This is a genomic window from Citrobacter sp. R56 (assembly GCF_016811995.1).
Taxonomy (GTDB): domain Bacteria; phylum Pseudomonadota; class Gammaproteobacteria; order Enterobacterales; family Enterobacteriaceae; genus Citrobacter_D; species Citrobacter_D enshiensis.
This window is the reverse complement of record NZ_CP069159.1, coordinates 841,249-860,941: the sequence shown is the minus strand read 5'-3', so window position 1 is coordinate 860,941 and position 19,693 is coordinate 841,249. Positions and strand designations below refer to the sequence as shown.

At 51.6% G+C, this 19,693-nt stretch carries 18 protein-coding genes; 7 read left to right on the top strand and 11 right to left on the bottom strand.

Translation table 11 applies throughout. The features are described 5' to 3' along the window. Positions 1 to 26: 26 nt before the first annotated feature. Positions 27 to 299: a Ni(II)/Co(II)-binding transcriptional repressor RcnR gene (gene rcnR, locus JM656_RS04090; RefSeq protein ID WP_192613352.1), complete on the bottom strand. Its 273-nt coding sequence runs from the start codon at positions 297 to 299 to the stop codon at positions 27 to 29. Between the two features lie 119 nt (positions 300 to 418). Here rcnR and JM656_RS04085 point away from each other — a divergent pair, with 119 nt between their 5' ends. Continuing rightward, positions 419 to 1,348, top strand: coding sequence for a nickel/cobalt efflux protein RcnA (locus JM656_RS04085; RefSeq protein WP_203360118.1), 930 nt, complete (start codon positions 419 to 421; stop codon positions 1,346 to 1,348). A gap of 72 nt (positions 1,349 to 1,420) precedes the next feature. On the opposite strand, the gene JM656_RS04080 is transcribed toward JM656_RS04085, so the two are convergent. From JM656_RS04080 to JM656_RS04050, 7 genes are all read right to left on the bottom strand, one after another. Beyond that, entirely contained in the window at positions 1,421 to 2,803 is a 1,383-nt protein-coding gene (locus JM656_RS04080; RefSeq protein WP_203360117.1) for an amidohydrolase family protein, read from the bottom strand. Positions 2,804 to 2,815: 12 nt separating this feature from the next. Beyond that, entirely contained in the window at positions 2,816 to 3,766 is a 951-nt protein-coding gene (locus tag JM656_RS04075) for a carbamate kinase family protein (protein WP_203360116.1), read from the bottom strand. A 24-nt stretch (positions 3,767 to 3,790) separates the two neighbouring features. Next, complete coding sequence (locus tag JM656_RS04070; RefSeq protein ID WP_203360115.1) at positions 3,791 to 5,341, bottom strand: xanthine permease; 1,551 nt, start codon at positions 5,339 to 5,341, stop codon at positions 3,791 to 3,793. A 118-nt stretch (positions 5,342 to 5,459) separates the two neighbouring features. Continuing rightward, positions 5,460 to 6,878 (bottom strand): DUF1116 domain-containing protein, encoded by a 1,419-nt coding sequence (locus JM656_RS04065; protein ID WP_203360114.1) that lies wholly within the window; start codon positions 6,876 to 6,878, stop codon positions 5,460 to 5,462. After that, on the bottom strand, positions 6,878 to 8,425 hold the full coding sequence (fdrA, locus tag JM656_RS04060) for an acyl-CoA synthetase FdrA (RefSeq protein ID WP_203360113.1): 1,548 nt from the start codon (positions 8,423 to 8,425) through the stop codon (positions 6,878 to 6,880). The genes JM656_RS04065 and fdrA overlap by 1 nt, the downstream gene beginning before the upstream one ends. Continuing rightward, a complete protein-coding gene (locus JM656_RS04055) occupies positions 8,403 to 9,302 on the bottom strand; it encodes a DUF2877 domain-containing protein (protein WP_370552329.1) in 900 nt (299 codons plus the stop codon). Before JM656_RS04055 ends, fdrA begins: the two co-directional genes overlap by 23 nt. 15 nt (positions 9,303 to 9,317) lie before the next feature. After that, positions 9,318 to 9,923: an ankyrin repeat domain-containing protein gene (locus JM656_RS04050; RefSeq protein ID WP_203360112.1), complete on the bottom strand. Its 606-nt coding sequence runs from the start codon at positions 9,921 to 9,923 to the stop codon at positions 9,318 to 9,320. Positions 9,924 to 10,314: 391 nt separating this feature from the next. On the opposite strand from JM656_RS04050, the gene JM656_RS04045 reads away from it, so the two are divergent. Beyond that, entirely contained in the window at positions 10,315 to 11,244 is a 930-nt protein-coding gene (locus tag JM656_RS04045) for a LysR substrate-binding domain-containing protein (protein ID WP_203360111.1), read from the top strand. A 78-nt stretch (positions 11,245 to 11,322) separates the two neighbouring features. Here JM656_RS04045 and JM656_RS04040 read toward each other — a convergent pair whose 3' ends face one another. Next, complete coding sequence (locus JM656_RS04040) at positions 11,323 to 11,595, bottom strand: GNAT family N-acetyltransferase (RefSeq protein ID WP_203360110.1); 273 nt, start codon at positions 11,593 to 11,595, stop codon at positions 11,323 to 11,325. An 11-nt stretch (positions 11,596 to 11,606) separates the two neighbouring features. Continuing rightward, positions 11,607 to 11,837, bottom strand: a complete 231-nt coding sequence (gene yjdI / locus JM656_RS04035) for a 4Fe-4S mono-cluster protein YjdI (RefSeq protein ID WP_203360109.1) — start codon at positions 11,835 to 11,837, stop codon at positions 11,607 to 11,609. Positions 11,838 to 12,089: 252 nt separating this feature from the next. Here yjdI and JM656_RS04030 point away from each other — a divergent pair, with 252 nt between their 5' ends. Continuing rightward, complete coding sequence (locus JM656_RS04030) at positions 12,090 to 13,670, top strand: hypothetical protein (RefSeq protein WP_203360108.1); 1,581 nt, start codon at positions 12,090 to 12,092, stop codon at positions 13,668 to 13,670. Between the two features lie 131 nt (positions 13,671 to 13,801). On the opposite strand, the gene JM656_RS04025 is transcribed toward JM656_RS04030, so the two are convergent. Further along, positions 13,802 to 15,595, bottom strand: coding sequence for a glycoside hydrolase family 2 protein (locus tag JM656_RS04025; protein WP_203360107.1), 1,794 nt, complete (start codon positions 15,593 to 15,595; stop codon positions 13,802 to 13,804). A gap of 360 nt (positions 15,596 to 15,955) precedes the next feature. Here JM656_RS04025 and JM656_RS04020 point away from each other — a divergent pair, with 360 nt between their 5' ends. The 4 genes from JM656_RS04020 (at position 15,956) to JM656_RS04005 (ending at position 19,675) form a co-directional block, all read left to right on the top strand. Then, entirely contained in the window at positions 15,956 to 17,266 is a 1,311-nt protein-coding gene (locus JM656_RS04020) for an MFS transporter (RefSeq protein WP_238929192.1), read from the top strand. A 23-nt stretch (positions 17,267 to 17,289) separates the two neighbouring features. Next, a complete protein-coding gene (locus JM656_RS04015) occupies positions 17,290 to 18,405 on the top strand; it encodes a hypothetical protein (protein ID WP_203360106.1) in 1,116 nt (371 codons plus the stop codon). A 287-nt stretch (positions 18,406 to 18,692) separates the two neighbouring features. After that, positions 18,693 to 19,238: a sigma-70 family RNA polymerase sigma factor gene (locus tag JM656_RS04010; RefSeq protein WP_203360105.1), complete on the top strand. Its 546-nt coding sequence runs from the start codon at positions 18,693 to 18,695 to the stop codon at positions 19,236 to 19,238. A 74-nt stretch (positions 19,239 to 19,312) separates the two neighbouring features. Beyond that, positions 19,313 to 19,675 carry an arsenic metallochaperone ArsD family protein gene (locus JM656_RS04005; protein ID WP_203360104.1) on the top strand — a complete coding sequence of 121 codons (363 nt, stop codon included), beginning with the start codon at positions 19,313 to 19,315 and terminating at the stop codon, positions 19,673 to 19,675. Positions 19,676 to 19,693 lie beyond the last annotated feature (18 nt).

The following is a 19,693-nucleotide window of genomic DNA, read 5'->3' as shown; positions in this document are numbered from 1 at the left end:
CCGCCATAGTCGGGTGGCGCCCCCGACTATTTGATATAGGAATCCAGCACTTTTAGGATCACATCCAGATCTTCTTCACGCTTTACTTCATCACCCTGATGAACAATATGTTCGGTCAGATGACCTTTTATCACTTCCCGCATAAGTCCGTTCACCGCACCACGAATCGCAGCGATCTGCTGTAAAACAGCCGCGCATTCATGCGGTTCATCCAGCATTTTTTTTAAGGCTACAACCTGCCCCTGAATTTTGCTGGTACGCGCTTTAAGCTTTTGTTTATCCCTGATTGTATGTGACATAACAGTACCTCCTTAACATAAATCATTGTGGATTATAGCATTGCGCTTCTACTGGGGGGTAGTATTCGGTACTGGGGGGAGTAGAATGAAAACAGGTATAAAAACTAAGAATCATTCTCATGGGCGAATTCTCGACACTTCTTCAGCAAGGTAACGCCTGGTTTTTTATTCCCAGCGCGATTTTGTTAGGCATTTTGCACGGACTTGAACCGGGGCACTCCAAGACGATGATGGCGGCATTTATCATCGCCATTAAAGGCACCATCAAGCAGGCAGTGATGTTGGGGCTTGCCGCCACACTTTCGCATACTGCGGTTGTGTGGCTTATCGCGCTTGGGGGCATGTATATCAGTCGGGCATTTACCGCAGAATCGGTTGAACCCTGGCTACAGTTTATTTCCGCAATCATTATTCTGGGAACCGCGACCTGGATGTTCTGGCGCACATGGCAAGGTGAGCGAAACTGGCTGACAGAAGCGCATGACCATCATCACCATGAGCACGATCATCACCATCATGAGCATGAGCATGAGCATGAGCATGAGCATGAGCATGAGCATGAGCATGAGCATGAGCACGATCACCACCATAAGCATGAACACCATCACCACGATCATGAACATCATGACCATGCAGGACTGGAAGGGTTAACCGCTGGTTCAAAAGACTATCAGGATGCCCATGAACTCGCGCATGCCAGTGACATCAAGCGCCGCTTTCACGGCAGAGAAGTGACGAACGGGCAGATAGTATTATTTGGCCTGACCGGCGGGCTTATCCCCTGTCCTGCGGCAATCACCGTGCTGCTGATTTGCATCCAGCTTAAAGCCTTCACCCTGGGAGCAACGATGGTGCTCTGTTTCAGTATTGGTCTGGCGTTAACGCTGGTCACGGTTGGCGTGGGAGCGGCAATCAGTGTCCAGCAAGCGGCTAAACGCTGGAGCGGATTTAATCGCCTCGCCAGAAAAGCCCCTTACTTTTCCAGCCTGTTAATCGGCCTGGTCGGCGTCTATATGGGCATCCATGGCTATATGGGTATCGTCAGTTAGATAAGGGGCTGCGAGAGGCAGGAGAAGCCCACCGTGGATCCAGGACATGCGGTTCCACGGTGAGCACAGACATTAGCTGGCGACGCTCCCCCACACCAGCTTGCCTTTATGGAATGTCGCAGTACGCGGCGCAATCCGTGCCACTGCTTCGGCAGAACAAGAGGCATCCACCAGCACAAAACTGGCTTCATCCTGCGCTTTCGGCCAGACGCGCTCGCCTTTATCATTCAAGGGCAACACATCCCCAGTCGCCAGGAACAACGCCCGCGACAGATTTTGCTCATTAGGGCGAATGTAGAGCTGGGCGTACAGGTTCGCTTTCTCCAGCATGTCGCCCAGGCCATACGGCGACCAGTGATCGATCACGCTGTCCGTACCGGTGATCACCGTCACGCCTTTGTCGCGCAACTGTTTGAGCGGCATATGTAACGTGCCAATCGGCACCGTCGAGGCAATGGTGATTTGCTGGGCGGCCATCCGGGTTGCCAGTGCATCCACCTGTTGCTCATTCAGCGTAGCAAGCGCAAAGGCGTGGCTGATGGTTAACTTCCCTTTCAGTTGCGGCGTTTTTTCCACCCGTTCAACCATGTAATTCACCGCCGCAACGCCCGCCGGGCTGGTTTCGTGCAGATGAATATCGACCCCTTTGTCATAATCCAGCGCAATCTGGAACATGGTGTCGAGGGATTTCTCCATCGCGCCATCCACGCTGGTAGGGTCCAGGCCGCCAACGTAGTGCGCTCCTGCTTGCATCGCTTCGCGCATCAGCGGTTCTGATTTTGAAAGCAGCAAACCATGCTGTGGAAAGGCCACAATTTCACACTCAAAGCCCGCTTTTCGGCGCGCCAGCACTGCCTGCAAATTTTCGAGGTTTTTAAGCCCGGATACCGGCTCAATGTTGCAGTGGCTCCGCGCCACAGAGGTCCCTTTTGACTGCAACAGGTCAATCAGCTTTTCTGCCCGTTCCTGGGTATACGGCTGTAGCTCAGGCAACAACTTTTGCTCAAGCGCGATCATATCCTGAATGGTGGTGCCCGCCGGGCGATTCAGCGATCGCCACGGCCCGCCGTAGAAAGTTTTATCCAGGTGGATGTGCATGTCGCGCATCGCGGGCAACATCAGCTTCCCGCCCGCATCGTAATGCGCCAGCGTCGCATCCGGATGGCTTTTATTGGCGCGTAGCGCAACCATTTTCCCGTCCTGAATCTCAACGGTTTGCAGCTCGGTTCGGGTATGCACCGCCACCGCATTCTCGTAATCGAAGCCCGCTTCCAGCAGCACGTTATCCAGATAGTAATGTGTGTCGTTGATGGTCATAGCGCCTTTCGTGTCACCGGTTGTCCCGACAGAATTAGCAGCATACGCGACCGGCGCCGCCGCGCCAAACAGTGCGGCGGCGGTGACCATTTTGCCGCTCTGACTCAGAAACTCACGGCGGCTTTTGTTTTCCTTCATCGCATCTTCCTTTTATGAATGGACAATATGGGTGCCCGTTTCGCCGCGCAGTGCGGCAGGCAGACATTCCGGCGTGGTGATGATCACCCGTTTGCCGCCCTGTTGCAGAAACGCCAGGCTGGCGACAATTTTGGGCAACATGCTGCCAGGCGGGAAATGCCCTTCCTGCATATAGCGGGTCATGGTGGGGATATCCACCTGCTCCAGCGCCTGCTGCTCAGGTTTACCAAAGTGAATGCAGACTTTCTCAACGCCAGTGGTGATCACCAGAATGTCGGCGTGGATCTCGCGGGCCAGCAACGCCGTAGAGAGATCTTTATCAATGACGGCGTCCACGCTGTGATAATCGCCCTGCGGGCTTCGCACGACGGGTATCCCGCCGCCGCCCGCGCCAATCACCACAAAACCTTGTTGGGTCAGCGTTTTAATGGCATCCGCTTCGACAATGCGTTTCGGCTCCGGCGAAGCGACAACCCGACGATAGCCGCGACCGGAATCTTCCACAAAACGCCATTGCGGATTCGCCCGCAGCAGTTCATCGCGCTGGGTGGCGTTAAAAAACGCCCCGATGGGTTTAGTGGGATGGGCAAAACCTGGGTCGTTTTTGTCCACCTCCACCTGCGTCACGACGGTCACCGCTTTCTGTTCTCCATGACGCGCCAGGCGGTTGTTCAACGCCTGCTGGATCAGATAACCGATACCGCCCTGAGTATCCGCCACGCAGTTCGCCAGTGGGGTTAACGGCAGCCCTTCGCGTTCATGGGCGATTTCCGCACGTCGAAGATCCAACCCCACCTGCGGCCCGTTACCGTGGGTCAGCACAATGTTGTAATCCGATGCCAGCATCTCCAGCACCGTATCCGCCACTGCTTTCACCGCCTCAGCCTGATGTTCAATCGACTGGCTGGCGTTGTCTTTGATAATGCTGTTGCCGCCAATGGCAACGACCACAAGTTCTTTCATCGTGTCTTCATCCCATCAACGTATTCAGGTGGTTTTCGTCGGTTCTTGCGCGGTATCAGCCACCGCTTCCCGACTGTCGAGAAAATGCTTCAGTACAAACACGCCGCTCACCATCAGGTAGGCGAGGACGAACATCAGGGAAGCGCCTTCGGCAATTCCCACCATCGGCGAGTGGATCACCCCAAACAGCGACAGTAGAGCGCCACAGGCGGCAGCCACCGCGCCACGTAGCGGTTTATTGATAATCGCGAAGATGGCGATACACCCCCACAGCATACTGGCGAGCGGCGCGCCGTTGCCAAGATGCACCAGTCCGTCGTAATAGACGCCTTTACTGTGCAACAGATCGCTACCCAGCTTCGCCGCCGACGTCCCTGCGGCACCCATCACGCTATTCACGATGGTCAGCGCCCAGTTCGCTATCCACGGGAACAGACAGATGAAAATGACCGGCACCTCTATTTTTGGCGTTTCGCGCACCACCTGGTTGGCGGTCACCACGCCGATAAAGACCAGAATCGGTACGATGGCGGTCATCGGAATAATGGCAAGCATAAATGCCCCCAGTCCAAACAGCGGAACGAGGAACATGGTGACGCCCGACGCCAGGGTATAACCAATGCTGGCGCCCATCGCTTTCCACCCGGCATGACCCACGTAAACGGTGACCGGAAACGGGTTCCCCATCAAACAGCCGAGCATGGAAGAAAGCCCGTTCGCCAGCATCACTTTGCGGGTGTTGTACTCATCGCCAGCGGCGTGGGCGCTTTCAATGTTTTCAAGGTCAAAAATGTAGTTCGCCAGCCCCAACGGCACCGCCGAAGCCAGGTACGGCAGCGCATGCGGCAACCCTTGCAGGAAGCTATCGACATGGACTTCCGGCGGGTTGAAACCGAATGAAGACATCGATGCTTTAATGGCTTCCGGGCTTTGCAGACCGGAAATCCACGCCAGCGCAGTACCGGCAATCAGCAGTAACAGACCAGTGGGAATTCGCGCAAAGATCGGTTTTTTGCCAAACCAGTTAATGAAGATCAGCAGCAAGACGATGAAAGAAACCGTTGGCGCTTCAAAAGCCTGCAGCATCGGGTTCATCGCCAGCAGTAATAACCCGAGTCCGGAGAGACAGGAGAGCAGTACGGTACGCGGGATCATCTTACGGATGGTTTCGCCGAGGAAGGAACCGCCCGCCAGGATCAGCGCCTCAACAAAACACCAGACCAGGCCTATCTGAATGGCGAAGTCGGCATCCTGGGTTTGCTGGTAAACCGGCATCAGTACGAGGAAGGTCACGGTAAAGATCGACGGCGCGCTCGGTCCGGACGGCAGCGCCGTCACATCGGTACGCCCCGTCTGTTTCGCCATCTGCATGGCAAACCAGGCATAAAAGATACTCGCCACCAGCACCGCCAGACCAAAAGCAGGCGCAATGCGGCCATACACGATCTCTTTGGGGATCCCCACGACAAAGATGAGTAGCCCCATCATCGTCAGCAGGTTAGTCAGATTGTTGGTCATCAGCCCGAAGTAAGCGGCCCAGTCACCACGTTTCCACTCTAGTTTTATTCTGTTCATGGAATATCCTTCACAGGTTAAGCATCATTTGCGATCCCGACGATCGCCCGGCCCTGCAGGTGAACAACGTTGTTAGCTTTGCGACACCAGGGCTAACGGCTGTTAGCCCCTGTGGTTGTTATTGGCAGTAGCGGTCACGCCAGCTCAGAATCGCCTTTTCAAAGCAGGCGAACGGCGGGTGGACAATGCCGGCGCCGATCATGCCGATCCCCGCATCTTTGTGCGCGATAGCAGTATTGATCACCGGCAAAATGCCGGTACTGCCGACGCGCGTGATGTCGATAGCCGTAGGGATCCCCATAAAGCCCAGCAATGGAATGGTGACGTTCGGGTTTTCGCCCAGCGTTATCTCTCTCATCTGACGGGAGAAATCGACGGCCTCTTCCACCGTGCCTCCCACCAGCGCCACGATGGCGGGTGCGGTTGCCATGGCAAAGCCACCGATACCGTAGGTTTCCGTGATGGCGCTATCGCCGATATCACGCCCGGAGTCCTCCGGCTTATAACCGGCGAACATCGGGCCAATCACCTGCTGCGCCGGACCGGTGAACCAGTGTCCGGGCAGACCGCTGATGCGCAGACCAAACTCCACGCCGTTACGTGCCATGGTGGTCACGACGGTGCTGTACTCAATGCCGTGAGCGGCATCCATCGCGGCTTTACACATCGCCATCCATGTCGGGCCAGAGAAGTAGTCGCTGCTGGCGACGAACTCAAACACTTCACGCTGCTGCGCCACCGGATACCCGGTCTGAATAATCCACGGCGTCAGCGCCTGAATCAGTAGCGCGGTGCCTGCGTTGTTGCGGTTATGACATTCATCGCCCATGTGCAACGCCTGCGCCAGCATCAGTCGCAGATCGATTTCACCCGCCAGTTTCATGGCATCGCGCAACATCGGTCCCATCACATCGCGCATCCACACCAGACGTTCGATGACGCTCTGATCGTTAGCGCCCATGCGCAGGATCTTCGCCATCTGCTCGCTCATGTTGGTATACGCGCGATTGCCGTAGGTTTTGTTCTCCACGATGTGCATGAACATTGAGGCAGAAGTGACTCCCGCCATCGACCCCACACAGTCATGCTCATGGCAAGGCGAGAAGGTAATTTCACCGGAGGCGGCAAGCTCTGCCGCCTGTTCCAGATCGCTCGCCAGCCCCTCAAATACCAGCGCCCCCGTAACCGCGCCTTTCATCGCGCCGCACATTTTTTCCCAGCGAATCGGCGGGCCCGCGTGAAGAATGGTTTTACGGGTCATCCCCGGTACGACGTTGATCGCCTGGTCATAGCCAATCAGTACCGGATGGGACTGAATAATGCGTTCCAGCGCCTGCTGGTTAGCGGCGGCAATTTTCTCCGCCAGCGGGGAATCTGCAATCTGATCCAGCGCGCTGACCACCTGCATGTTGCCCTGACCCGGCGGCGTCCAGTCAAGTTGAGTGACCGGCACATGCTGTTTTTTCAGGTCATCGCTGAACATGGCAATGCCGACGTTAATCACGTTGAGTGGCTGGTTAAACAGTGACTGGCTCATCAGGCTTCCTCCCCTTTGCAAACAAATTCACGCGCCAGCAATCCGGTATTGGTGCTGCTGCTCGCCCAAATCACGCCAGCGTCCGTCAGCATCTGGCACTGTTTTTCCAGCGACGGCGTATCGAGATCGGTGCCAAGCACATAGCCCAATATTTCCAGCGGGCGTCCTTCTGCGGCGGCGATCGCCTTCGCCTCTTTGACAGCATCGATCATGACGCCGACCGGATCCTCGTGCGCTCCGAACCCGAGAACAAAATCCATCACGATCACGCCGACCTGTGGATCGCGCGCTTCCTGTAACAGGCGGCTGATGCGATTGGTGGGGTCGATCATCGGATGCGGCTTGCCGTTGGTAAAATCGTCATCGCCAAAATCGAGGAAGGTATGCGCCACGCTGCGGTTGAGATCCGTCAGACGGCGGCTCGGGTCCGGGTGGATATTGCTATAAACCTCGTCATGTTTTTCCATCGCTGCGAACATGGCTTCGTCGCACAGCGTGCCGCCGCAGAACAGTCCGCGAATGTATTTTTGCTGCGGCGTCAGGCGGGCGCGCACCTCTTCGATCAGCGGCCAGTTGAGCGGATGGAGATCCAGGCTCTCTTTTTTCACCCCCGTCAGCAGCACCGCTTTCAGCGCCGCCTCTTTGGTTCCGCGCGCAAACAGCAGGCCGTTTTCGTCTGCGGGCGGTTCTTCACGACCAAGGAAACAGACCACCACCGGTTTCTGACAATTGCGCGCGCGTTCCAGCACCTTGCGGGCAACGACAGGTGCTGGAGGTTTGGAGATCAGCGCGATAATCTCCGTTTGCGGGTCGGCTTCCAGCATGCCGATGGCGTCCAGCATCATCAGACCGCCGATCTTTTCACTCAGATCGCGCCCGCCGGTGCCGATAAGCTGGGAAATCCCCCCGCCAAATTCATGGATACGTACGCTCAGTTCCTGGCTACCGGTTCCCGATGCGCCAACAATACCAATATTGCCGCGACGCACGGCGTTGCCAAAGCACAGCGCCGTACCATTGATGATGGCTGTACCGCAATCAGGCCCCATCATCAGCAGCCCTTTTTCATGCGCCAGTTGCTTGAGCGCCAGCTCATCCTCAATGGAAACATTGTCGGAGAAGAGCATCACATTAAGGTTGTTTTGCAGTGCCTGCCGGGCTTCGCGCGCTGCGAATAACCCGTTGACCGAGATCACCGCCAGGTTGCTGTCTGGCACATGCGTTTTCGCGCTGGCCAGGGTGGCGTAACGCGCTTCATGCTGGCCGCCCTGCTCTTTATGTGTGAATAACGCCTCAATGGCGACCAGGGTTTGCTCGTTCGCCGCGTCGCTGGCGCCCTTAATCACAATCATCAGATCGCCGCTTTTTGCCTCGTTCAGCTCGGGCGTCAGCAGACCGAGATTTTTCAGTACGCCTTTATTCATCTCTGTTGCCATCGCCACAAACGCCTGTTCCACACCTTCCAACTTATTGGCGCGCGTGGAGATGGACATCAGCGAGACGGAATCAAAATACGTGTTCTTTTTAACAACTATCCTGATTGACATAATTCCCTCCAGACCAGTGGCTCAAAGCGCAGGCGTCCGCCATGCCGTAAAGCATGTCGCAGCCAGAACTTGAACCGATATTTTTAATGTCGGTAATAATGTGGGCAGATAAATTATCTGACTCGGTAATAATATTTTTTACCAGTCGCGTAATACTTTCCCGATACCGTCGATGAAAAGCCTCCTCCAGCGTTATTTTGCTGATCAGCGTGGTATTTTCTCCGGCGTATCGTAAGGCTGTTAAAAATGTGTCCTGATATTTTTCCAGCGGATGTCCGCGGATAAATAAAATAATGCTCAACCCCACTAAATAATCATCGGATGACGGCGTTAATCCGATTCCAAGACCGATTAGGCGGGTAATCGCATCAGTCATATTTTGTTGTTGCTGCAGCGCGGAAAGTAAACATTGGCGGCGCTGCTGCAGTTCTCTGGCTAATTCGCGATAAAAGGGATTATCGCCGGTATACAAAAATAGAGTGTCGTCACATCCGAGATGCTGATACAGCGTCCCGGCCCAGCGTCGCCAGGGAATGGCGGTAAAACAGTCTGCGCTTATTGATATTTCAGGCATCAACCAGCGCGTGCAGGCAACGGTTTCAATCCATTTATCATCGCCTATTGCTATCCCTGACGCCGTAAATCTGACCTGCTCACCAGGGCGGAACAGGTGGTTGCAATGCGTCAGCGCCAGACGGCAGCTGTTGGGGGCGTTGTCGCAACGTTCACTGAGGAGTGTCAGTAATCGCTGCTGTCCAGGGATGAACAGGTTGACCGCCCGGGAAAAAACCTGTTCAACCCGTCCCTCCCTTCGCTGTGCGAGAAACGCGCTATCTGCCGTTAACGCCCTGACGCATTGCCGTAATGGCGATGCGATAATGGTGTTCCTCCGTCAGGCGCCTGCGGCAATCAACAGTTTGGCAATCTCGTGATACCCCTTCTCCTGCGCCAGTTCCAGCGGGGTTTTACCGTATTTGTCCGTCATGTGTGGGTTTGCGCCGTGATCGAGCAGTAGCTTGACGATCTCCTGCTGTTTTGCGCCGCCATCGTTGAGCACAATGGCCTCCAGCAGCGGCGTCCAGCCAACAAAATTGGTGTGGTTGACGTTAATATTCGTGCGTGTAAGCAGTTCACGGACAATCTCGACGTGACCTTTTTCGCTGGCTGGCGTAATTCCCACACCGCCAAAACGGCTCAGACGGTCGAGATCAGGGTTGGCAGGTAATACCGTACGCAGCAGTGTTAAATCGTTGGTCAGGCAGCTGATGAGGAAAGGGTTAAAACAGGTTTGATCCTGCTTATTAATATCCGCACCCGCCGCAATCAATAAAGACACACACTCGTAGTGTTTATTCAGACTGGCAATAATAATCGCAGTTCGTCCCTGACGATTAGTGGCGTTAATATCCACATTATTTTCCAGACAGGATTTTAATCCTTCAGCATTGCCCTGCTCTGCTGCTAGCAGAAATTCTGTGATGAGTTCGTTCTCAGACATATTCCCTCTCCTGCAGTTTTTAGACTTCTTGCAATTCCGATAGCCTGAGAATAGCAACAGAGTGATGAGAAAAACATCCGCTTAAATTTCATTCATCGTAAGCGCGTCGATTATTGAAATAAATTTCACAATAAAGACAAAATGTGCGGCAGAGCAATCTTTCTCTTATGGTTAGCCTCCTTTCTATCCCGGGGTGTAATGCGCGCCCCCCTCTCTCCAGGCAGCACAGCGTGTGGCCTGTCACTAAAGCTCAGAAGTGTGATTCTCTTCAAATCAAATGTAACTTTAGTGTTAAATTTCGTTCAAAACTGATTGCCTGCCATAAGGATTACAAATACATTCAACAATCGCTGCATGACAGACGACACACTCAGGCCATGAGGGGAGAAGGATGAATTCAATTTTTACCGAGGAGAATCTGCTGGCCTTCACGATGGCTGCCCGCTATGGCAGTTTTAGTAAGGCGGCAGAGGAGCTTGGCGTAACCACCTCAGCCATTAGTTACACCATCAAGCGGATGGAAATGGGACTTGATGTTGTTCTGTTTACCCGCAACACGCGCAGCATTGAGTTAACCGAATCTGGTCGCTATTTCTTTCGCAAAGCGACCGATCTGCTAAACGACTTCCACGCCATCAAACGCAGTATTGACACCATTGCCCAGGGCATTGAAGCGCGAGTGCGCATTTGCATCAACCAGTTGCTCTATACCCCAAAACATACCGCCCGACTGTTGCAGGTGCTGAAGAAGCAGTTCCCAACCTGTCAGATCACGGTGACGACGGAGGTGTACAACGGCGTCTGGGATTCCATTATCAATAACCAGGCCAACATCGCGATTGGCGCGCCGGACACCCTGCTCGACGGCGGCGGAATCGACTACACCGAAATCGGCGCCATTCGTTGGGCTTTTGCTATCGCCCCGGATCATCCGTTGGCCTTTATGCCGGAGCCTATTTCCGAGAGCCAACTGCGCTTGTACCCAAACATCATGGTCGAAGATACGGCGCACACGATTAATAAAAAAGTGGGCTGGCTGCTGCATGGTCAGGAGTCGATTCTGGTGCCCGATTTCAACACCAAGTGCCAGTGCCAGATTCTGGGGGAAGGGATTGGCTTTTTGCCGGACTACATGGTGCGGGAAGCGATGGAAAAATCGCTGCTGGTGACGCGTCAGATTCACAACCCTCGTCAGGATTCACGTATGTTGCTGGCGACTCAGCATTCGGCTACAGGCCGTGTGACCCAGTGGATTAAAAAAGAGTTTGGCCCACACGGTGTACTGACGGGAATTTATCAGGATCTGCTGCACCGGGAGTGATATGCCGGACGGGGGCTATGCCTTATCCGGCCTACGGTTTGCCGGATAAGCGAAGCGCCATCCGGCGGGAAACCCTACTCAGGCGCGGATATCGTCATATTCACGAGTGTTATCAAACTCGTGTTTCGCAAACGGGCAGAGCGGAATGACCTTGCGGTTTTCCTGGCGCATTTTTTCCACCACTTTCGCCACCAGTTTTTTACCTACCCCCTGCCCTTTCAGGCTGGGATCGACATCGGTATGCTCAATGATGCTCAAATGCTCCCCTGTGGGTACAAATACAATCTCCGCAACCTGATTACCTTCAGCATCGTTAACATAAAATTTGTTATGACCTTCGAGTATTTCCATTCGTCCCTCGCTTATTTCTGCCGATACTTCAGCGCGCCGCTCGGGCACGTATCAATCACTCTGACCACCGTAGCGACATCCACTTCATCCGGGATAATCCACGGTTTGCGTTTCAGGTTAAAAAGCTTCGCGCTCCCGCGCACGCAGTTCCCCGAATGCTGGCAAATCCCCGTATTGAAGTAGACATCTATTTTCTCACCGGTATAAGCCCGGTACCCCGCTTCCAGTAATTCTTTATCCATGACATTGCCTCTGTTGTTTTTAGGGTGTCGAGACAAAGCATAGTCCTGTGCGCGTCTGGTGACTACGACACATTCACCAAAATGATATTATCAAACCTGAGAACATCCTCCGGGACTCACGCTATTTTTGATTTGTATTCTACTTTTCCGCAGCGTTTTAATCTGCTATTGGCCCTAACTAACTCTGGTGCGACAGAAACAACAGCTATAAAATAGAAGGTACGATTAACATTGCTCGCGTGGTTTCTTTAAGTGCAGACTTCTATTCCGCTTCGTTTATTAGAAGTGAATTCTTCGCTGATCTGGCACTGGCCATATTTGCAGAGTGTCATTGCGGTGATGGTTCGGGACCAATTTAATGGTCTTGTCATTAACCAGCAGAATTTATTATCTTTATTAGTCTCACCCTCCATTTATTGTCAACATGGCCGTGAGAATCTGCTACGCGAGCGTAAGGAACATTTATTATATCTGCAACGTTTATGTCGTTACTGTCGGGCATCAGGCATTGGCGTTTGGTTACAAGGGGAAGCCCTACCCCGGGATGGCAAAATACAAGAAAAGTATCCCGAATATGCGTTGATTGAAAATAGTAGTGCAGATGAAATTTTCTGGAAAAATTTTTATCAGCAGGATCTCTTTGAGGCCTTACAACAATTATCCGGTATTGATGGCATGATTGTTAATCTTCCCCGACATCAGCCATACAAAGCCAGTTGGGTCACGACAATCCCTTACCTTTATCAAACCCTGCGAAGCCTCGGAAAGAAAATGGTCCTGCGTGACTATATGGAGGATGAGGCGGCATCATGGCAATTAGTCAATGCGCTACAGGTATTACCGCCGGATGTGCGGGTATCAATTAAGGCCGTGGCTCATGGTTATCGCCCCGGTTTTGTGAATAATCCTTTATTGACTCAACTGGAAGGGCGAATCAAGTGGATTGAGTTTGATATGTGGGGTCTGGAGTACGGCTGGACACTGCTGCCTTGCTACTTATTAGAAGAAATTCAGGGTCGATTGAGCTGGGTCGAAAGCATGGCTGGCGAGCACCTTGAAGCAATTACGGGCAGGCTCAGTTGGGAGTGGATCTCTAACAGCTCCCTGATCAACTCGGTAAATTCGGTGAATTTACATGGTTTAGCCATGTTTGGCCGTGAAATATTTATGTCTGAAAAACAGGCATTTCACTGCTGGCTCACGGATATGCTAGAGCATAAAGTGGGAGTGGCTGAATTAAACACCTTTCATCAATTGTATACCTGTAGCTACGAATGGATGAGAAAAACGCCCTATATTTTGGGGCATGTTTTACACCACTACAGCCAGGTACCTGAAAGCTATGCCCAGGCTGTAAAACAGCTTCAGTTACATTTACGCCATTCTGACGATTATAGTATGTCGGTATTATTCCCGATGGGCGATCCCGACACCGGGCGCGAACAATACCAGCAATTATTATTAGAGAAGCAACGAGCGATCTTTTTGGCCCAGGATTCCCGTAACCGGCTACATCAAATAATACATTCGATTGCGATGTCGGAAGAGAAAAGAGATCTGTTTAAACGCGTCTGGGAACGCGTCCCCTACTACACCGAAATGTTTAATAGCGTCGCTCGAAGCGTCGCAATGAAAATGATGTTAGACCGCTACGGAAATCAAAGTGGCATCTCTTTATTTGAGTTAACCAAAGAAATTAATCAACTGCGCCTGTTAGCACATCGAATTTCCGAATGGCTCGATAAAGAAGAACAACAGCAACCCCATTATCTGGCCATGTTATTTGATCCTGCCAGGCTGCTGAGCCTGGCAGAAAGTCTGACCGCAGATTAATCCGCTAATGACTTAACACCGTACACTTAAGTCAATGAATTAGGGGAAACACCGGGATTTGGTTCCCGGAGGGACGCCAAACCCGGTGGTCGCCCCGGATATCTCGGTCTTAAACTAACAGTGTTAGCTTATTACCCGGCATTTTTGAGCTGCTGATAAAAATCACGCAGCACATAAAATGCCTTTTTGCGTGTTATTTTGTCAGCGGTAATAAGCCCCTTACAGTTGAATCCTTTCTGGTAAGGATTCTGCCGTCTTTCTGTACGGTAGTCATACAATAGCCACGGGGTAAAACCACGGACATAATTAAGTTTTGGCAAATACTCGGTCTGCTTGCGATAAACATCCGCCATATAGTTTTCCGAGAACGGCCCTGACTGAGGAGCATGATCGCCGATCACACCTTCGGCCCCTGTTTCGGTGATCACCACCGGTTTTGTGGGCGACGAGTTTTCTCCCAGTACAATCAGATCATCAAAATTCTCTTCATACCAACCGTAATATTCGTTCAGTCCGATGATATCGAGATAATCGGCCAGACGATCTTCAATTTTCATTTTGGCATGGTTGACCAGGCAAGCGGCAGAAATCAAACGGCTGGGATCGGCCTGGCGGGCGGCATCTACCAGCGAAGTCATAAAATTCAGTCGCTCATCGGTATCGGCATTTTCATTACCGACGGACCAAATAATCACGCTGGCACGATTTCGGTCACGATAAATAAGCTCCATCAACTGATTATGCGCATCGCGTTGGGTTGCTGGATTCTTAAAATCGATCGCCCAGTAGTTTGGAATTTCCTCCCAGAGCAACAAGCCCACTTCATCCGCAATACGCGCGGCCAGCTCATGGTGAGGATAATGCGCCAGTCGCAGGTAGTTGCAGTTAAGCCCTTTGGCATCCTGAAAACGGCGGCGGATATCCGCTTCGTTGGTCATTTTCCCTAACAGGACATCATCTTCATGGCAATTTACGCCCCGAAGATAGAGCGACTTACCATTCAGACGAATATCCGTTCCCACGACCTCGATCTGCCTGAAACCCACGCGGTCGCTGACACAGTCACGTCCCAGCGTCGCCATGACCCGATACAATTTAGGATGCTCAGGAGACCAGAGTTGCGGCTCAGCAGACAATGTCGCTTCAGCAACCCCCTCAATCACTGGCAGAGTCACAGAGATACCCAATTCGGCGAGGTTGAAATTGACCTCCGTCGCGTCACCTTCAACCGCTATTCTCACGGTAATTTGATTATAGTTCCCATCGGGGACTAAATAGACAAACAGATCCTGAATATAGGTTTGCGGCGTTCGGATAATATCGATTTCACGATATATTCCGCCGTAGTTAAACCAGTCGTTATTTCTCAGAGGAAGCCTGTCGGTGGTGCGATTATTATTCACACACAGCATCAGCACATTATTGCCGGGTTGTAATAGCGGCGTTAACTCAGCACAAAATGGAGTGGAGCCACCATAATGATTACCAATGAACTGATGATTGAGGAAAACTTTGCAATCGTAGTTAGCGGCACCAACGCGTAAAAAAATACGTTCATCAGCGTCCTGAACGATATAGTCGATTTCGCGGGTGTACCACGCACTCCCCTCAAAATAGAACCATTTTTCATTCATCATCTGCCAGCATCCCGGCACCGGAACGGTATCACCGGCAAAAGGATCGTAATCATAAGGATCCCGGCGCGTTTCAGCATCGCGTTTATCCAGGAGATGCCATTTTTGCCTTAACCCTGTGTCGTGAAGATCCAGCGTGAATCGCCACTCCCCGCTCAGGCTTTCGCACTGGCGACCGCCAGTGAACAACAGATTGGTATGGTTAAGATTCTGCGTGTTGTATGGCTGGTCATATTGCTCGTTGTGCAGGCATTCAACGGCATTTTCTGCCAGGTCAGATTTTTCCAGCATGAGATATCCTTCATAAAAGAGGTGTTGCTGAAGAATAACGGCTCAAAAACCGGGTTTGATGGCGATCCTCGGGATCACAAGACTGAGATAGAGGAAAAAACAAGTAAATGTGACAACCGTCTAAAATGCAGAGCGCCTCAGTGTGATCAGTGTCTCATAATAAATTTTATCGTAGTGACCTATATCACATTAACAACCTTGGGTAGCGATACTACTCACATAAAATTATGGCTGAACTTCAGGGATCTCAATTCTCTTTCTAACCCGTCACGGACTCAGACCAGGTCACTTACACTGGCTGAACGTAATTTTTGCTGGGTCTGTTTGGATAAGTTCTCATATCGTGACGGAGGAAATACGATGGGGCAGTTGCAAAGTGGTGTCAGTAATCAAGCAGTAAAGATGAGTTCTACAACCAGTCGATATCGATGGACAATTTGCGCGTTACTCTTTTTTTCAGTCACCATAAATAACCTTGATAGATCTATTTTAGGGTTACTCGCGCCAATGCTACAAAAAGATATTGGCTGGAACGAGATTGAATACGGCAATATTGTGACGGCATTTCAGGCCGCCTATGCGTTAGGTTTATTCCTGTGTGGACGTATCGTTGATGTTTATGGTGCCCGCCTGGTCTTACCTATCGCTCTGGCGCTCTGGAGTGTGGCGGCGATGGCTCATGGTATGGTCGGCACAGTGATTGGTTTCATTTACGCCCGTATATTCCTTGGGTTAGGGGAAAGCGCCAACTTTCCTTCCGCAGTAAAGGTTGCCGCTGAATGGTTCCCGAAACGAGAACGCGCATTTGCAACCGGTATTTTTAATGCCGGCTCCAATGTCGGTAATATTTTTGCACCCATCATTATTCCCTGGATTGCCTTACAATGGGGATGGCGTGAAGCATTCGTCGCAACCGGTGCTGTCGGGTTTATCTGGATTGTTTTCTGGTTATTTTTATACGGAAAACCGGAAAAGGTAAAAAAAGTAAATGAAGAAGAGTTAGCCTGGATTAATCAGGATGATGACGCGGGCAGTGCCGAACTGTCACAGCAAAAAATCAGCTGGTTGGGGCTGCTGAAATATAAGCAAACCTGGGCATTTGCTATTTGTAAGTTTCTGACAGACCCGATCTTCTGGTTCTTCCTGTTCTGGTTACCGAAATGGCTGCATGACGCACGCGGTATTGATATGGCTCATATGGCGATGCCACTGGTTTTAATCAATATTCTGGCAACCATGGGCGGTCTTGCTGGCGGATATCTCCCGGCGTGGATGGTGAACCGCGGTATGGCCGTCAATAAGGCACGTAAATTAACGTTATTGCTATGTGCCACCTGCGTGTTGCCTATTTTATTGGTTTCGAATGTTTCTAATCTTTGGGTCGCGGTTTCGTTGATTGGACTTGCTGTTGCAGCGCATCAGGGTTGGTCAGTCAATCTTTATACCAGCGTATCGGATATGTTCCCTAAACAGGCTGTGGGTGCCGTTGTCGGTATTGGCTGCTTAATTGGTTCTCTCGGTTCAATTCTCTTTACACAGGCAACAGGCCATATCCTGCAGGCGACAGGCAACTATTGGTCTATTTTCCTGATGGGCGGTTTTGCCTATCTGCTGGGTTTCCTGATTATGCATTTTTTAATTCCAACAATGGCTGCGGCTAAATTTAAATAATTTTCATCGTATAGGAACTGAACATGTCATTTACCGATAGCCTGTTACAGGAACGAATTCTTGCAGCCAAAGAGAAAAGTCTCCTCTGGCTTAACAGCATGCAACTTCCCAACGGAACGCCTGGCGTATTACGCGTCAGCGAGCTTCACCAGCCAGAACAGTGGCCGCAGATGCTGCTGCCAGGCACGTACGATGGGACAATGGCTCGCGTTTTATTAGGCGATGAGATAACTGAGAAAAAAGCGCTGGCGGACTGGGTATTAGGTCATCAGCAGGAGGAAGGATTTTTCCAGTTGCCGGGGTTGTGCTGGAGCGAAACCTGGAAAGGGCCGGATGCCAATATCACTCGCCAGTACATGCGCTTCCATACGACAAACTACTGTATGGGTACACTGGATGTTCTGGATCAACTGGATCGCCTCGAACTGCCGTTCTTGAAACCGTACCTCGACCCACAATATTTTTGGGCATGGTTAGGTCAACGCGATATGCGCGATCCCTGGCTGGAAGGGAACAATATCGTCAATATGGGCAGTTTTCTGTTACTCGAACAGCAAAGAGATCCAAACGGCCCTGCGGCTCAGCGTTTGCAGGATATGATCTTCTGGCATAATCAGCAAAGCGAGCCCTATTCTGGGTTCTGGGGACCGGGCCAGCAGTACAGTCAGGAGGCATTATTATTTGCTCTCTGCGGTGCGACGCATAATTTGCATGTCTTTTATGCGCTCGATGAAAATATTCCCTATTTCAACCAGTCAATGAGCCGTTGTCTGGAGCAACCCCTGGCTGTTCGCAGCAGCTGCATTGATGTCGATATTATCGATATTCTGGCGCACGGCCATGCCCGTTGCCCACAGCGCAAAGACGAAATTGAGCACTGGTTACGCAGTATGTTGGTGAAATTGCTCGACTTCCAGAATGCAGACGGTGGGTTCCCGGACACCTTGCTCGGCGAACGAGGTTATGACGGTTGGGTGAAGGGATATAAAGAACCTCAGGGACACAGTAATACCTTCGCCACCTGGTTCCGCTGGATAGCGATTGCGATGATCGCCGATGTATTATGGCCACAATGGCAAAACTGGCGTTTTCGTAAAACGATCGGTATTGGTTATTTTAAGCCAACAGTCGGAAAATAAACCGTTTATATGCACGTTGTTATATTCTCACGGCAACAGGCTATTACCACACAATGGTGATATTGAATAAACCATAATGCAATGCAGGATAATATCCTGAGGCTATCTTATACATATTGGTATAAGTTACGGTCGCCCCCTGCACGATGAACAATGATGTTCTGTTATTGTTCTATAAAAAGACAGGTATATAATGACCTGTCTTTTTTCTATTCCCTTTTCATCGTGTAACCTTACTTTTCTTATGTTGTCGAATCGCAAAAGCACTTTCACCACGGAGGTCTGACATGAGTAATGTGAGTGATTTCAATGCATGTATGACCATTTTCTGGCAACAGCACGAACCAGAACTCTTACGTTTTTTGGTATCCAAAACAGGGGATGAGGAGAAAGCCGCTGACCTTCTGCAAGAGCTTTTTCTCCGTGCCCGCGCTCATTCCGATCATTTTTGTGAGATGGAGAATCCGCGTGCATGGTTGTATCGTGCAGCGCGAAATCTGCTCATCGACGAATACCGCAGCGCCAGAGAGATTGTCGAACTGGAAGAAGATACCCTGCTGTCTGACATATCTCCTGATGCCATTTCAACGCTGAATGTCTGTCTGCCTGAAACCCTGCAGGCGTTGCCAGAAGATGAGCGATGGCTGATTGAAGAATCCGACCTTAACCGGCGTCCCCAACAGGCGCTAGCCGATGAGTTGGGAATCTCGCTGACTGCGTTTAAATCCCGCTTGCTGCGGGCGAGAAAGCACCTGAAAGAAGCGATGACGGAGCTTTGCCAGATTGAGGCGGATGACACATCTCCCGTCTGCTGCCACAAAAAAATGACGTAACCGCGCATCTTTTTCCCGCCACCATCGTTTACCTCAGTGTAAAGGCAAATGACTAACACTGAGGTAAGTAACACATGTCAAAAATCGAGATCTTTGAAGCGGCTGGCTGCTGTGCCACCCGCAGCGTCGTGGTTAGCGACGAGGCGGTTAAATGGAACGCCAGCGTAGAATGGGCGAAGAAAAATGGCGTTGATATTCAGCGCTACAGCCTTGCGAAGAACCCACAACCGTTCCTGAATACACCCATTATCAACGAATTTCTGAACACATCAGGGATGGCGTCCCTGCCGGCCACCTTGCTCGACGGCAAACTGGTGATGACCGGTAAACTTCCCACTCGGGATGATATCGCCCGTTGGGCGGGTATTCCGCTTACTCAGGACTGGAGTGAAGACAGTGCGCAACCGCGCTGCTGCAGCATTCCACGTATGCCTTAATTCCAGAGGAGCTAGCAC

Excerpts from the sequence above, each read along its gene's own strand:
- JM656_RS04065 (WP_203360114.1), bottom strand. The coding sequence starts at position 6,878 with ATGAGCCAGTCACTGTTTAACCAGCCACTCAACGTGATTAACGTCGGC.
- JM656_RS04005 (WP_203360104.1), top strand. The coding sequence starts at position 19,313 with ATGTCAAAAATCGAGATCTTTGAAGCGGCTGGCTGCTGTGCCACCCGC.
- JM656_RS04075 (WP_203360116.1), bottom strand. The coding sequence starts at position 3,766 with ATGAAAGAACTTGTGGTCGTTGCCATTGGCGGCAACAGCATTATCAAA.
- JM656_RS04085 (WP_203360118.1), top strand. The coding sequence starts at position 419 with ATGGGCGAATTCTCGACACTTCTTCAGCAAGGTAACGCCTGGTTTTTT.
- JM656_RS04020 (WP_238929192.1), top strand. The coding sequence starts at position 15,956 with ATGGGGCAGTTGCAAAGTGGTGTCAGTAATCAAGCAGTAAAGATGAGT.
- fdrA (WP_203360113.1), bottom strand. The coding sequence starts at position 8,425 with ATGTCAATCAGGATAGTTGTTAAAAAGAACACGTATTTTGATTCCGTC.
- JM656_RS04040 (WP_203360110.1), bottom strand. The coding sequence starts at position 11,595 with ATGGAAATACTCGAAGGTCATAACAAATTTTATGTTAACGATGCTGAA.
- JM656_RS04070 (WP_203360115.1), bottom strand. The coding sequence starts at position 5,341 with ATGAACAGAATAAAACTAGAGTGGAAACGTGGTGACTGGGCCGCTTAC.
- JM656_RS04080 (WP_203360117.1), bottom strand. The coding sequence starts at position 2,803 with ATGAAGGAAAACAAAAGCCGCCGTGAGTTTCTGAGTCAGAGCGGCAAA.
- JM656_RS04045 (WP_203360111.1), top strand. The coding sequence starts at position 10,315 with ATGAATTCAATTTTTACCGAGGAGAATCTGCTGGCCTTCACGATGGCT.
- rcnR (WP_192613352.1), bottom strand. The coding sequence starts at position 299 with ATGTCACATACAATCAGGGATAAACAAAAGCTTAAAGCGCGTACCAGC.
- JM656_RS04025 (WP_203360107.1), bottom strand. The coding sequence starts at position 15,595 with ATGCTGGAAAAATCTGACCTGGCAGAAAATGCCGTTGAATGCCTGCAC.
- yjdI (WP_203360109.1), bottom strand. The coding sequence starts at position 11,837 with ATGGATAAAGAATTACTGGAAGCGGGGTACCGGGCTTATACCGGTGAG.
- JM656_RS04010 (WP_203360105.1), top strand. The coding sequence starts at position 18,693 with ATGAGTAATGTGAGTGATTTCAATGCATGTATGACCATTTTCTGGCAA.
- JM656_RS04015 (WP_203360106.1), top strand. The coding sequence starts at position 17,290 with ATGTCATTTACCGATAGCCTGTTACAGGAACGAATTCTTGCAGCCAAA.
- JM656_RS04050 (WP_203360112.1), bottom strand. The coding sequence starts at position 9,923 with ATGTCTGAGAACGAACTCATCACAGAATTTCTGCTAGCAGCAGAGCAG.